The organism is Williamsia sp. D3 (genome assembly GCF_000506245.1).
In the GTDB taxonomy this organism is placed as follows: Bacteria; Actinomycetota; Actinomycetes; order Mycobacteriales; family Mycobacteriaceae; genus Williamsia; species Williamsia muralis.
On the sequence record NZ_AYTE01000023.1, the window covers coordinates 12,498 to 25,796 of the forward strand.

Below are 13,299 nucleotides of genomic sequence, written 5' to 3' on the forward strand. Positions count from 1 at the left end.
GTCTCGCTGACCCAACGTTTCAGGGGCTCCAACGCGTCGACCTGCGGGTATGGCTGCCGAGCGGGGGTCTTGGCGCCGGGCACAGGGTGATGTCGACTCGATCCTGACTACGTGGAAGAAGCACTTTTCTTCATCGACTCACAGTGATTGGGACGGAGAATGAGTGTTGTTGTGGTGGTGCCCGGTAACAGGCCGGCGGCGGGCGTCGATTACCGAGCGTGACCGCAGTGCCACCCGGCGACGCCGACGCTGATCTAACCAATTACCTAGAGATGCTTCTGCGTGGCGTGGGAGAGGGCGACACCGCTGCTTTCGATCGCCTCTACCTCGCTACGCGATCGCGGCTGCAGGGATTGATCTACCAGACTGTCCGAGACACCGGATATGCCGAAGAAGTCCTGCAAGAAGCTTTTCTGGAGGTATGGCAGAAGGCCCACTTATACCAACCTGCGATGGGTAAACCCTTGTCGTGGCTGATAATGATATGTCATCGCCGTGCGATCGACCGGGTCCGGACTGAAGAACGCGAAAAGCGCCGCACCGAGACGTTCACTGTAAGTGCGGCCGAGGTCCCTCACGCCGGTGGCGCCGACGAACAGGCGCTCTTGCGGGAGGAACATCGCCAGGTACGTTGCCACGTAGCCACACTCAGCGTGCTGCAGCAACAGAGCATCACGCTGGTTTACTACGCGGGCCTGACCCACAAAGAGGGCGCTGAACGCCTCAACGTTCCGGTGCCGACCTTCAAAACCCGTCTTCGAGACGGGCTCAATCAGTTGCGCGGGTTGCACGCCACCACCGACTGTAAAGCCGCCTGCGCCTGATAACGTCTGCCGAATACACCGTTGTTTAGACACGGTAAGCAAGCCCCTTGGCCGGGGGCCCCTCGAATAGGGTTCTATTCGTATCTCGCCCACAAACCTAGTCTTCGATTCGAACCTTGAACTACCGCAGATGCGGTGCCTCGCACGAATCGAGTAACCATGTACACAGCACAGCTCGCGCCGACAGAACCCGCCTTAGTCATGGCGTCAGACCCCCCGCAGAAACCCCAGCTAAGCAATCGCGAGATCGAAGTTTTGAGGGCGTGGGTCCTCACCGACAGCAAGCAGGCAGCCGGTTCGCGCCTGTTCATCACGTCATCGACGGTCAACACCCACATCACGCGAATACGAAACAAATACGCCGAGGTCGGTCGGCCGGCGACCACCAAAGCCGCGCTCCTGGCCAGGGCCATCCAAGACGGTGTTATCGACCTCGACGACCTGTGAGTACCTCGTAGGGCGAGCCCGCAGCTTGGACATTCACCTGATGCTGTCGCTGTCCAGATCTGGATGCATCGTGCTGATTGTTCGTTGCACGGTGCCCGAAGCCTCGATTTCTGCGCGTTCACTGCCGCTGCTGTCGGTGGTGAACACTGACGCCACGACTGGACGCCCAGGCGGCCACATCCGGACGCAGACCGTTCCCTCATCAGCCTCGTTGAGGGCTCGGGAGGCGACGGCGTGGACGGTGTCGACAACGGCGGGGTCGGGTCCGGCGGGTCCGGAGTCGTCGAGGAACACGACTTCCACCCCGCGAATGCGGGCCTGGTAGGCGGCGTCATCGAGATCGAGCGTCGAGAGGATGGGTGCGCGTAAGCGATCGCGCAGATGTGCCTCGAGCAGGGCGCATTGGTTTCGTTCGGCCATGGTGAGGGTGTCGCCGCTGGCGATGCGTTCCATGAGTGGCCGCGCCAGCGTGTCGAGGTGGCGTACTTGGCGGCTGCGTTCTTGGGCCGCTGCGGTTTGAGCTGATAGTTCAGCGATTCGTTCGGTGGTTTGATTGCGAAGGGAGAAGACGGCTTTCGCGGTTGGTCGCAAGGTGAATGACAACAACGCTGCCATGGTTAGAGGTGCGGCGTCGATGATGACCAGGCTGGCCCCGTAGCCGGCTCCGTGCCCGGTGCGGATGGACCAGACTGCGAACACCGCGACCATGCCGACAAATCCGATCCAGGGAGCGATTCGGCGACCCCGGACATTCATGTAGCAGTAGATGGTGGTGCCGGCTCCGTGAATCCAGGTCTGCAGCGAGGAGTCCAGCACGGCGGGGGTCACCGACAACACCAGGGCGCAGGCGATCGGGCCGGCCGCGGTCAGTGCGACGGTGGGCCAGACCGGGAGTGGGTCACCGGGAACGAGTATCAAGGCGACGGTCGCGGCGATCAGAATGAGCGCTCCGAGGACGGCCGGCCAGGCGCTGGTGAAACTGTTCCTTGTCGCAACGGTGACGACAACGATCGCGGTGATGTAGGCGGCGACGATGAGCCATGCGCCGCGCGTTCGCATACCCAGCAGGTCGCGGACGTCCTCGTTGCCACGTTGGGGTGGAGTGATCATCATTTCAGCACCCACCGCAGAGTAACTCGGGTGCCGCGCCCCGGCGCTGAGTCGATGTCCGCGGACCCACCAATGACGGACATGCGGTCGCGGATGCTGACGGTGATTCCGAGCCGATCGGCGGGTACGGTCTGCGGGTTGAAGCCGCTACCCTCGTCAGCGACGACGACCGTAAGCGTCGGCCCTTTAAGGAACACGGTGACAGCGGTGGGTGTGGTGCTGTGTGCGTGACGGTTGCTGTTGCGCACTGCCTCGGCCGCTGCGGCGGCGATCGTACGGATGACTGCGCCCGGCAATGGCCTCGCGGGGTGGTCTTGCTCGTGAACCTGCAGTCGCGCTTGAGGATCGGCCGTGGCGATGGTGAGGCGGATGTGCGCCATGGCGGCCTCGGCGGTCAGTGTTTCGGTGGTGTCGGTGCCCTCGCGCATGGCGTCGAGGTCAGTGAGTGTGGCGTGCGCTTGCTGGGCTAGTTGGCTGGAGTTTCCTTGGCGGGATGCGGCGAGCAGTGTCGACATGACGCCGTCATGGGTGAGCTGATTGAACCGCTGCCGTTCTGTGCTGCGGGCCTGAGCTGCGGCGGCCTCGGCGGTGACCGAATACGCTTGTGCGCGAGTGTCATCGAGAACCGCGGCCGTGCGCATCCCCATCACGGCAGCGGCGAAATACACCAGGGAAAAGGCGAACGCCCACGCGATGTCGGGCACCAACGGCCCGTTGGCTTCTGGCGCTCGGACGGCGTGGTTGATCACGGTGGCAGCAACCACAACAACGACCAGCACGATGAAGGAGTACCGCGGCGGCAATGCCAGTGCGGCAGCGATTGCGGCTAGCCCGCAAAACAACGAGAACCAGATGTCGGTGTTGCCGGTGAGATGTTCCCCGGTCCACCCGAACCACCACGTGGCCACCGCAACGATGTAGCCCAGAGCGGTGGCCGCGGCAGCGACTTTGAGTCGGCGGGTGGGCGCCCGCCACGCCAACGGACCAAGGGCCAGTCCTGGCCCAAACACACAGAGCAATGCGGGGATCGTCCACCCAAGGTGCATGACCTCCAGCGACGCGGTGATCGCCGGCAGAGTCAAGACCAGGTAGGCCAAATAGCCGCAGGCGATGAATACAGCGAATTGCCGCAGGATCCGTCGCCCGGCGGTGCGGTCGAGAGCCGCGTTCGGGCCGTCGGTCGTCAGCGCCGGCGGCGTGTACGTCGTGGAATCGGTAGCCATCCATCCTCAATCGCTCGCAGCACCAGATGGGATCGTGTTGGGGCCGGTCGACCCACCGCCACATACTTTCTTCGGATGCGGCCGACGTAATCGGCCACGGTTTCCGCCGACAGGTTCATCGCCTTCGCTACACCAGCGGTGGATTCGCCGGTCGCGTACAACTCGAGCACGCGTCGTAGCTGGGGTGACAGATCGACAAAGTCCTCGTCGGCGTCGATCGCTGCCGCCCAATCCACCGTCGGAGCTTCTTGACCGGCCAACGCTGCCCGCAGCGCCTCCAACAGCACCTCATCGGGCACATTTTTACGCAAAACGGCCCGAACGCCAGCGCTGGCAGCCAGCCGCACGAGATACGCCTCGTCGCCGGAGGTGTATGCGATGGCGGGGATACCTACATCGAGGAGGGCTTCGACGTTGGCTTGCGGTGATGACCCATCCTCGAGCCGCAGGTCGAGGACCACCAGATCCAGCTCGTGCGTCTGCTGCAGCAGCTCTGGCACGGTCGCTGCGCCCGCGACGAAGTGGAGATCAGCTTGCTCTTTGAGGATTGCACGTAGGCCGGTCACGATAGAGGGGTGATCGTCGACCACCCCAATCCGTCCTCGCTGACCTTCCGGGTGTGACGTCATGGCGACAATCATGAACTACGGCGTCGTCGCGCACTGTGTAACCGCAGACTCTTCCTTCCCGCGTGTGGCCCCGCGGCCTCGGATTCTGTTCGCATCACCGCCTTTACGGGCGGGTAGGTCATCGCGGCACATTAAACGCAGCTTGAACGGGACTAGCCCGCGTGCTTTCGAAGACCGATAACTATCGGGACTGATTTCTCAAGAACCGGACGTGAGACCCCGGCATCAAAGCGGCGCCGGGGCCTCACGTCACCACTTGAAGCGAACGGGCGCCGACGAACGCTTGAGCTGGCGAGACTCAGATCCCAGCGTGCACCGTACGCATGCTTTCGGCGATCGTCTGATCGAACCACCGTAGGCGCCCGCCTCATGTATGCAGGGTCAGATCACGAGTCTTGGTGCCTGCTGGGTCGATGGTGCTGAGGCAGGGGCACGATTCGAGTCCTTAAGTCAGACAGGCGGATGCAGAGGCCGGTCTCAGCCCGGGTTGTACGTCATGGCGATCATAGCGATCGCAACGATCCCGCCTAACAGAATCAAACCAATCGCAATCCGTATTCGACGGGCCTGCTTGTACATCTCGCGTGAGCTCATGGCGCGATCATTCACCCACGAGATCGACTGTGCAACTGGCGCATTCGAAATATGGCCCGCCGGGACCGGAAGTGACACAGACGCTCACAAAAGCGATGAGTAGCGGATTTCGGACGCCCGTCGGATCTAGGATTCTTGATGGTTTCCTCTGCTCAGGAATTACCCCGGGTGCGCAGTTCGCTCCTGGCGTTTGTAGCCGGAAGCAGCTCTTCGTCCGGCTGAATCTGTCACCCGTGAATGCGGCATGTTCGTTTCAGCGCGCTATCGGCCTGGCGATGGCCTTGGCGCAATCGATGCTTGTGACGGTGTGCGGGGCGCAGACTGGATCGGGACCAATGACGGGATTCCCTCAAGAAGCCGATCAGCAAAAACCTTGTGGCCTCTGTCGTTCAGGCTGACGCGGTCGGCGTCGAACAACGCTGGGTCGAGAACCCACTTCTCGGCGATGGGGTCAAGGAACGTGCCCCCAGCCGTCCGCGTGGCAGCGCGTATCGCGTCGCGCACCCGGACCATGTCCGCGGCCCTGGCGCCCGGTGCGATCACCGGGCCTACGACGAGCACCCTCGCATTCGGAAATGCCGCTTTGATCGCAGCAAACGTCTTCGACGCTGCAGCCCGTACTTCGTCGGCCTTGCCTGAATCGTTGACGCCGCCTTGGACGACGATCAAGTCCGGTGCACGCCCGTTTAGAGCTAGATATTGAATGCGGTCAGCGAACACCTGCTGACCTGCGATCGCGCTCTTGTTGACGTAGCCAGTTCCGACCTGACCATTCACGTCGCACAAGGTGTTGCGGGCAGCGCAGACGAGACGGGGGTAGCTGCGGGCCGAGCTGCTCGATCGCTCGCCATATGCGTAGGAGTCACCGATGAACGCGAATGCCGGGCGCAGAGGTTCTTCTGGGTTCAGCGATTCTGCGGAAACCACTGGAGCACTGCTGTCCGATTGCCCAGCACGGTGCTTGTCAACCCATACTGCGAGGCCGACTACCGTGGCTATTCCGAGGATCAACATGCTGCCGATAAACGCGTCGCGGATCTGTCGGCGGCGCCGCACCTTCGATGAACTCACAACCAGACATCTTCTATGTGCTCACTCTTGATGGCCTAATCAGAGCCTGGATGTCATCCATTCGAGCTACGCGTCCGTGACACTGACGGTCACAAACATACTCTGCGTCTGCCGATCAACACGTCGAGCTTCCGACGCACGTCGAGCTGCGAACGGCATCAGTCCATGGACGATCCGACTGTCGGCATGACGAGGAGAGGCAGGCGAAACGTGTTCTACCCAGATCTATAGTGTCGAGGTCATGACTCAGGACAGCCCGCTCGAAGAATCTGCCGCCAAGTTCGAAAGCGCTCAGGCGGATGAGGTGCACCACGAGGGTGGTTTCCGGCCGACGTTCGACATCGACCTGACGCGCGGAGGTCCGCGGTACGGCGAGTTCATCGAGGAAGTCCGTACCTTCATGGACCGGGTGAAGGCGGCGTGTCCCAGCGAAGAACTCACCACCGAGGTGATCGAGACGCTCCAGGTTTTGAACAAGAAGCTGGACGAGGTCGCAATCGATGAGTGGCGTGCACCGTCCGGCGGGCGGATCGATCTGCCGGCGCGAGGCAACATCACACTGCCTCCGTATGAACTGGACGAGGCGAGTGCCGAAAACGTCAGCGCGCGTATGACATTCCGCCGCTACCACCTCGGCGGCAACAACGCTGCCCACGGTGGTCAGGTGGCGGTGGCGTTCGACGACTTGATGGGTATGGCCGGTGCACTCGGTTCGGGTGGTGTCACGAGGACGGCATATCTGACTGTCAACTACCGCGCGATCACCCCGCTCAACACCGAGCTCGCGATCCGGTCGTGGGTAGACCGGATCGAAGGACGCAAGGTTTTCATCAAGGCCACTCTGCACAACGGGGATGTGCTGTGCGCCGAAGCCGATGGGCTGTTCATCAAGCTGAAACCGGGCCAACCCTGATCGCTCGCCGCGCTGTCGGGTGCTTGGCGGCCAGCAACGCGATGTGCGGCTCCTCAGGTGCCCTGGACTGCCAATACTAGGATATGCAACTATGTGAGGCGCCCGGCAGTCGATCAATGGAGAGTCATGTCAGACGAGAGCAGCGTCCTTGTTCGAACCGAGGGTCGGATCGGCCGCATCACCCTGAACCGGCCGAAGGCGATCAACGCGCTGACGCACGAGATGGTGACCGCCATCCACGCGGCGCTGCGAGAGTGGGCCGATGACGACGCGGTCGAGGCCGTGTTGCTCGATGGCGCCGGCGAACGCGGATTGTGTGCCGGCGGAGATATCGTCGCCATCCACCGAGACGCCTCGGCTGCAACCACTTTGGACGATGCAGTCAATACCCCCTCAGGGCACTTCTGGCGGGACGAGTACATCCTCAACGCGTACATCTCCCACTATCCAAAGCCGTACGTAGCCCTGATGGACGGGATCGTCATGGGCGGGGGAGTAGGAGTGTCCGCTCACGCCAACACTCGGATCGTCACCGATCGGACGAGGATGGCAATGCCCGAGGTGGGGATCGGATTCTCCCCGGACGTGGGTGGCACCTACCTGCTTGCGCGCGCGCCGGGCGAGCTGGGCACCTACCTGGCCCTGACTGCGGCACAGATCGGCGGCGCCGATGCCATCGCCATCGGATTTGCCGACCATTTCCTGCCGTCGGAGAACATCGAGAAGTTTGTGTCCGCTCTCACGTCTCAGCCTGTTGATGAAGCGATCGCAGAGTTCTGTGTTGCTCCTCCTGAATCCGATCTGCTCACCAAGCGCCACTGGATTGACGATGCCTTCACGGCCGACACCGGAATCGGCATCGTCGAACGCCTGCGCGGACACGACGAAACCGATGCTCACGACACAGCGAACGTGGTGGGAGCCAAATCGCCCACGTCAGTGGAGGTGACCATCCGGTCGTTGCGGCAGATATCGGCCGACACGACTCTCGAAGAAGCCCTGGAGAGCGAGTTCCGGGTGTCGATCCACTTCCTGACCCATCCCGACCTCGCGGAAGGGATCCGGGCCCAGGTGATCGACAAGGACCGCTCGCCGAAGTGGTCACCGCGAGGACTGACCGAGGTTGATCCCGCCGTGGTTGCCGACTTCTTCGCCCCCGTGCCCAACGATCTTGTACTGACGAATGGAGCGTTCTGATGAGCAGCTTTGAGACCATCACCACCGAGCAGCGGGGCCGAGTCGGCATCATCACGTTGAACAGGCCAAAAGCCCTCAACGCGTTGAACTCTCAGCTGATGACCGAGGTGGTTGGAGCCGCGCAGGCGTATGACGCCGATGCGTCTGTGGGTGCCATCGTGATCGCGGGCTCCGAACGTGCCTTTGCCGCTGGCGCTGACATCAAGGAGATGGCCGACAAGTCGTACGTCGACATGCTCTCCGAAGACTTCTTCAGCGCTTGGGGACACCTCACCGAGGTCCGCACTCCGGTGGTTGCTGCGGTGGCCGGGTTCGCCCTCGGCGGCGGATGCGAGCTGGCCATGATGTGCGACATAATCATCGCCGCAGAGAACGCTGTATTCGGCCAGCCCGAGATCAACCTGGGTGTGATTCCGGGAATCGGTGGCTCACAGCGACTTACACGCGCTATCGGTAAAGCCAAGGCCATGGACATGGTGCTGACAGGCCGGCGTATGAAGGTCGACGAGGCTGAGCGCGCAGGGCTCGTCTCGCGGGTGGTACCCACCGAGTCGTACCTAGAAGATGCGATCGAGGTGGCCAACACCATCGCGGAGTTGTCGCTGCCGATCACCATGTTGGCCAAGCAGGCAGTGAACCGCTCACAGGAAGTGGGACTGACCGAAGGCGTCCTGTTCGAGCGGCGCGTATTTCACTCTACGTTCGCGACCGATGATCAGACCGAGGGTATGGCTGCATTTGTGGAGAAGCGCGAGGCGCGGTTCGGCCATCGCTGAGGTGATCTGTCTGCATCGCAGAATGTTGTACTTGCAAACGCGCGCAAGGAATTTGCAATTCCAGTGGTGAGTCAAAAGCTGCCCGTGAAGCTCGCTTGTGAACGTAAGAGTCATACCGGTGTAGCACGTTCGTACTAAAAAGAGATCACAAGTGGCGCAACGTGTCTCAGTACGGCAATGATCATCGCCGTGAGTTCACGAAAGATCTACAAGCAGGCTCAGCGCGTACGCATCTTGACAGGTGCGATCTTGCTCGCGGGGATCACCGCGATAATGTTCGTCGCGTACACCTACTCGCCCAGTTAGTGGCACCCGCCAAGCGACCGAGTCCACTGGACCCGCGAAACCCGGCCGTCTACATGCCGGTGATCATTGGCGGCGTGCCATTTGTCGCTGGGTTCTGCCTCCTGGCAACTGGGTCGGTGATCCTAGGGGGCGTGATGTTGATCGCCGTATCATTGACGATCCTGCTCGCTGGCTTCTACTGGGCGCATCGACGGTTTGCGGTGGTCGCGGATGCCTGGTGCATCGTGTGCAGCAGACGGCCACGATCCGCTTACGAGCTGTGTGAGGTGTGTGCGGCCGATACGCGCTGAGTGGCAGCTACCGCCTCGGGCCGATCACTGCGATCGCCGCCTCGACCGCGTCAGCGATCTCAGCTGCTGCCCTGTCGAACTCGGCGGCGGGTTTGCCCAGAGGGTCGGCTATGTCGAGGGACGCGGCGTTGGGGTCGGTGCCGAGAGCTGGGTCGAGCCCCGCTTCGCGAAGAGTGATGATGCTGCGCCAGCGGATCGGCGCCAGCTGGCGGGCGGCGGCCCGGTGTTCGCGGGCCAGGCACAGGACGAGGTCGTTGTCGGCGATGAGGGGCGGAGTCAGGAGCCGGGAGGCAAAGGTGCCCGGATCGAGACCGAGGTCCCTCAGAGCCCGGGCGCTCTCGGGGTGCATGTCGTGGCCGTTCATTGCGCGGGTGCCGGCGCTGGAGACAGTCCAGTCCAAGCCGAGGTCAGTGCTCCGCTGCTCGAGCATCCGCTGCGCAATCGGCGACCGGCAGATGTTCCCGGTGCACACCACAAGAATTTTCACCGGTTCAGTATGCGGTCTCAGCGGATGAAACGACGATGCCAGGTGCCACGACCGCCAGCAGATCATTCACGAGAGATTAGGCTTGGGCAGTGCAAGCAATCGATAAGACGACCCCGTACTTCACGTGCCAACCTCCTCTGTGGCTGTCAACACTAGCTCGAGCACGTGATTTTGGGAGGCTGGCCGCTCCGCCGGTCCAGTGCAGTGCTCACGGGTACTGCGTCCAGTGGCGGTCTGTGGCTTGTACGGTCTCACCCAGGCGCTCCGTTGCCATGGTCGCGACGAGCGGACACCGTGGCTTTTCGTCCGTTACTCAGGATGGCCGCGAGAGTGGGTCCGACTCTCATGCGCGGCACCATTCGAAAAACACTGTCCAGCAAGGCGGTAGCGTCGGTGTGACTGCGACTGCCCTGGCCACCGCACGGCACGCGGACGCTGACGCGTGCGACGTCCTCATTGCCGGCCTGCGGTAACGTCGTCTCGGGTAATCAACTCAGACAGCCGAATTCTCCGCTATACAGCCAGGGAAAGTTCGCCAGGTAGACGGCGCCGTGGCAGGACGCGCGCGATTCGGGTTCGGGCAGTTGGTCTCTCAAAGCACTGTGCCGGGCACCTCGCAGGGTTCCTCTACACCCAACCGGCGACGAACTAAATCGTGACGACCTATCAGGGTTTTCGTCTGGTGTCGGAACGCGACTACTGTTCGCGGATCCGCAGTTGATTGTCGTTTGTAAATGAGTCTGGGCTTGACGGGTCCCGGACTAAGAAACGGGTGGTCAATTGCTGTGCCTGTTGACACGTCATGGCCGGACAGGCTCGTAGCACGAAGGGTGAACGATCTGTCCGCAATACCCTCTCAGGCGAGCGTGTGCGATCATTCGGGCGTGTCTATCTGGATCGCGCTTGCCATCCTCGCTGTGACCGTACCGATCTCGCTGGCGGGGAGTCTCCTGATCTGCAGGGTCTTCATCCTCCCCAACGAGCCCGTACATCAGACAATCCGAACGACCCACCCAGCGAAGGCGATCTCCGGCGTACTCCTGGTCTGCCTGGCGTTTGCCATGGCAGGCGCGGGAATCGTTGTCGCCGAACGATTCTTGTAGTCGGAATAGAGAATAGGACGGTTAGCAGCGCCAATAGCTTGCGCAGTCGGGACGATGCAAGTCGTGAGCGACGTCGAGGAACGTCTGCTGAACCTCGCGCAGGAATGGGCCAAGTGGGTACCATTTTCCCCCTCACGCCAAAGGCCAGGCCCTGCCCGTCGGCTGCCGGCCCGCATCGCCGTGCCCTCGCGCCAACTCGCAACCGAATACGAGGATGCTCTGCGTCAGATCCTCACGACCGAGGAAGTCGTTGAGGGATGAGTCGTTATCCCGATGTGCTTGAGAGACGAATAGCAGGGATAATTTCAAAGCATGAGTTCTCGACGCCTGGCCGCCAGTTCGGTTGTAGTTCTCGCGATGGCGTTCCTAGGGCTACTCCTGTTCGCGGTCATTCGCGACGCACCGTCCAAGGGTGGGGCAAGCCGCGGTTCGGACACACCTGTTGCCCAGCCCACTCGGTACGACTACATCGAAGCCTCGGTCCTCGGCGATTCCTACAGTCTTGGAGTCGATCCAGGGTCCGCTGACGTCTGGGCAAGAAAGCTAGCATCGCAGTTGTGCTGGAACCTGAATCTGCAAGGGGAGCCCGGTACGGGGTATATCAACTCGGGGACGGGCGCAGGAACACGACGCTTCGCCGGTCGCGTCGTTGAGGTGGTAAAGAGCGACCCCGACCTGCTCATCGTGCAAGGTGGCAACTCTGACGTAGGGAAGGCTGACGTACAGCGGCAGGCCGCACACACACTTACCGAACTGAAAACCCAGGCACCGGACGCGCAGATCGTCGCGGTTGGGCCAATACTTGCACCGGGGCAGTCAGAAGCTCACGTGAAGCAATTGCGCGACGCGATCCGGTCGGGCGCTGCGGCAACGGGTGTCCCGTTTATTGACCCCATCGACCTCCGATGGATACCAGACGGTTCGTTTTACACGGCCGACGAGCTGCACCTCAACAGGGAAGGCAACGAGCTTTACGCTAAGGGACTTCGGTCGGCCCTAGTCAATCGGGGTCTGATGATCCGCGACGCCTGCAAACCCAACATCGACTGGGAGGACGCGTCAGATGGATGAGCGGTGTTGCTTCTCGGTGGGCGCCGTAACCGTAGGTACGGCATCATGCTGCGCATGACTCTGGGGGATTTCTTCAACTCGCGTGCAAACAGTTTGAACTCGCTGCGGTTGCTGTTTGCGGCGTTGGTAATTGTGTCTCATTCGTGGCCCGTGGGTGGGTTCGGTAGCGACCCGAAGCTGGGGGATCTCAAACTCGGGGAGTTCGCGGTCGCGGCATTCTTTGCGATCAGCGGGTTCCTCATTACGGCGAGCAAGCAGAGGTTCAATGAGAAGCCCGGCGGCACGATTCGCAACGACCTCGTGCCATACTTTCGCGCCCGAGTCCTCCGCATCTTCCCTGGTTTCTGGGTGTGCCTCGTCCTCACCGCGTTCGTGGCGGCCCCGATTGCTGGCGCAGTCCGGGGTGGCTGGTCGATCGACAGTGCGATCAGCTACGTCGTCAAGAACGTCACTCTGTTGATCCGGCAGTGGACGGTCGGAGACACCCTCGACGGAGCGCCCTACCCCGGCGCATGGAACGGTCCACTGTGGACGCTGGTGTACGAATTCGCCTGCTACATAATGATCGCCGCGCTGTTCACGATCCCTCCGTTCCGCAACAGATGGGTCGTGCTTGGGGTCTTCGCAGCTTTCACCCTCGCCAGCATCGCCCGGCATTCGGACGCTACCCCGGCAACGGACATCTCAACAATATGCTGCTCGGCACCTACTTCTTCGCCGGCGCCGCCGTGTACATGTTTCGGGAACGTATCTCGGCGTCACCGTGGGTCATGGTCGGCGCGCTCATCGTTTCTGTGGGCGCCGTCTTGGCGGGTTTGGGCAGCGTCGTCGCGCCGCTGGGTATCGCGTACGCGTGCATCTGGATCGCAGCGAAGTTCCCCCGCATGCTTGTCGAGCGCGTGGACGGCGGCCAGATCGACATCAGTTATGGCGTCTACATCTACGGCTGGGTGGTGCAACAGCTCGTTGTCCTCGCCGGTTTGCACGAATACGGTGTCGTCGTGATGGTCGGCGCGAGCATCGCCGGCACAATCCCGCTCGCGGTGGCCAGTTGGTTTCTTGTAGAGAAGCCGGCACTCCGATGGAAAGTGGGGTCCGGGGCATCGAGAACGTCGGGCAAACATGGCGACTCCACACCCGCGCCGAGTGCGACCACGGGGTTGACCGATTCAAACACACGTTCGCGCGAGCGGCCGACGCCTAAGCACAGCGGTTCACCAGGGTGATCGTCCAGGTGTTCTGAATCAAGGGCTTGCCG

Annotated in this window: 14 protein-coding genes; 9 read left to right on the forward strand and 5 right to left on the reverse strand. The window is 62.0% G+C overall.

Annotated elements, in window-relative coordinates:
• Positions 1–218 precede the first annotated feature (218 nt).
• Both W823_RS44635 and W823_RS44640 read left to right on the forward strand, forming a co-directional pair.
• Complete coding sequence (locus W823_RS44635; protein ID WP_152538083.1) at positions 219–824, forward strand: sigma-70 family RNA polymerase sigma factor; 606 nt, start codon at positions 219–221, stop codon at positions 822–824.
• Positions 825–1,025: 201 nt separating this feature from the next.
• Positions 1,026–1,271 carry a LuxR C-terminal-related transcriptional regulator gene (locus W823_RS44640; RefSeq protein WP_031332464.1) on the forward strand — a complete coding sequence of 82 codons (246 nt, stop codon included), beginning with the start codon at positions 1,026–1,028 and terminating at the stop codon, positions 1,269–1,271.
• Positions 1,272–1,304: 33 nt separating this feature from the next.
• Here the strand turns inward: W823_RS44640 and W823_RS44645 are convergent, their stop codons facing one another.
• From W823_RS44645 to W823_RS56650, 4 genes are all read right to left on the reverse strand, one after another.
• Positions 1,305–2,384, reverse strand: a complete 1,080-nt coding sequence (locus W823_RS44645) for a hypothetical protein (protein WP_023958919.1) — start codon at positions 2,382–2,384, stop codon at positions 1,305–1,307.
• The gene (locus W823_RS44650) at positions 2,381–3,604 is read right to left on the reverse strand and encodes a sensor histidine kinase (protein ID WP_023958921.1); all 1,224 of its coding nucleotides are present in this window, start codon (positions 3,602–3,604) and stop codon (positions 2,381–2,383) included. The genes W823_RS44645 and W823_RS44650 overlap by 4 nt, the downstream gene beginning before the upstream one ends.
• On the reverse strand, positions 3,565–4,233 hold the full coding sequence (locus tag W823_RS44655) for a response regulator transcription factor (RefSeq protein ID WP_038253448.1): 669 nt from the start codon (positions 4,231–4,233) through the stop codon (positions 3,565–3,567). The genes W823_RS44650 and W823_RS44655 overlap by 40 nt, the downstream gene beginning before the upstream one ends.
• Before the next feature lie 855 nt (positions 4,234–5,088).
• Positions 5,089–5,898, reverse strand: coding sequence for an SGNH/GDSL hydrolase family protein (locus W823_RS56650; RefSeq protein WP_023958927.1), 810 nt, complete (start codon positions 5,896–5,898; stop codon positions 5,089–5,091).
• A 241-nt stretch (positions 5,899–6,139) separates the two neighbouring features.
• On the opposite strand from W823_RS56650, the gene W823_RS44665 reads away from it, so the two are divergent.
• The 3 genes from W823_RS44665 (at position 6,140) to W823_RS44675 (ending at position 8,784) form a co-directional block, all read left to right on the forward strand.
• Positions 6,140–6,811 carry a PaaI family thioesterase gene (locus tag W823_RS44665; protein WP_023958929.1) on the forward strand — a complete coding sequence of 224 codons (672 nt, stop codon included), beginning with the start codon at positions 6,140–6,142 and terminating at the stop codon, positions 6,809–6,811.
• Between the two features lie 126 nt (positions 6,812–6,937).
• The gene (locus W823_RS44670; protein ID WP_023958931.1) at positions 6,938–8,008 is read left to right on the forward strand and encodes an enoyl-CoA hydratase/isomerase family protein; all 1,071 of its coding nucleotides are present in this window, start codon (positions 6,938–6,940) and stop codon (positions 8,006–8,008) included.
• On the forward strand, positions 8,008–8,784 hold the full coding sequence (locus W823_RS44675) for an enoyl-CoA hydratase (RefSeq protein ID WP_023958933.1): 777 nt from the start codon (positions 8,008–8,010) through the stop codon (positions 8,782–8,784). The genes W823_RS44670 and W823_RS44675 overlap by 1 nt, the downstream gene beginning before the upstream one ends.
• A gap of 603 nt (positions 8,785–9,387) precedes the next feature.
• Here the strand turns inward: W823_RS44675 and W823_RS44685 are convergent.
• Positions 9,388–9,867 (reverse strand): protein-tyrosine-phosphatase, encoded by a 480-nt coding sequence (locus tag W823_RS44685; RefSeq protein ID WP_235189560.1) that lies wholly within the window; start codon positions 9,865–9,867, stop codon positions 9,388–9,390.
• A gap of 884 nt (positions 9,868–10,751) precedes the next feature.
• Between W823_RS44685 and W823_RS44690 the strand changes: the two genes are divergently transcribed.
• From W823_RS44690 to W823_RS59650, 4 genes are all read left to right on the forward strand, one after another.
• The gene (locus W823_RS44690; protein WP_023958942.1) at positions 10,752–10,970 is read left to right on the forward strand and encodes a hypothetical protein; all 219 of its coding nucleotides are present in this window, start codon (positions 10,752–10,754) and stop codon (positions 10,968–10,970) included.
• A 63-nt stretch (positions 10,971–11,033) separates the two neighbouring features.
• Complete coding sequence (locus W823_RS44695) at positions 11,034–11,231, forward strand: hypothetical protein (RefSeq protein WP_152538084.1); 198 nt, start codon at positions 11,034–11,036, stop codon at positions 11,229–11,231.
• 51 nt (positions 11,232–11,282) lie between these two features.
• Positions 11,283–12,041 carry an SGNH/GDSL hydrolase family protein gene (locus tag W823_RS44700; protein ID WP_081729784.1) on the forward strand — a complete coding sequence of 253 codons (759 nt, stop codon included), beginning with the start codon at positions 11,283–11,285 and terminating at the stop codon, positions 12,039–12,041.
• Between the two features lie 54 nt (positions 12,042–12,095).
• Positions 12,096–13,046, forward strand: a complete 951-nt coding sequence (locus W823_RS59650) for an acyltransferase (RefSeq protein ID WP_161634018.1) — start codon at positions 12,096–12,098, stop codon at positions 13,044–13,046.
• Positions 13,047–13,299: the final 253 nt, after the last annotated feature.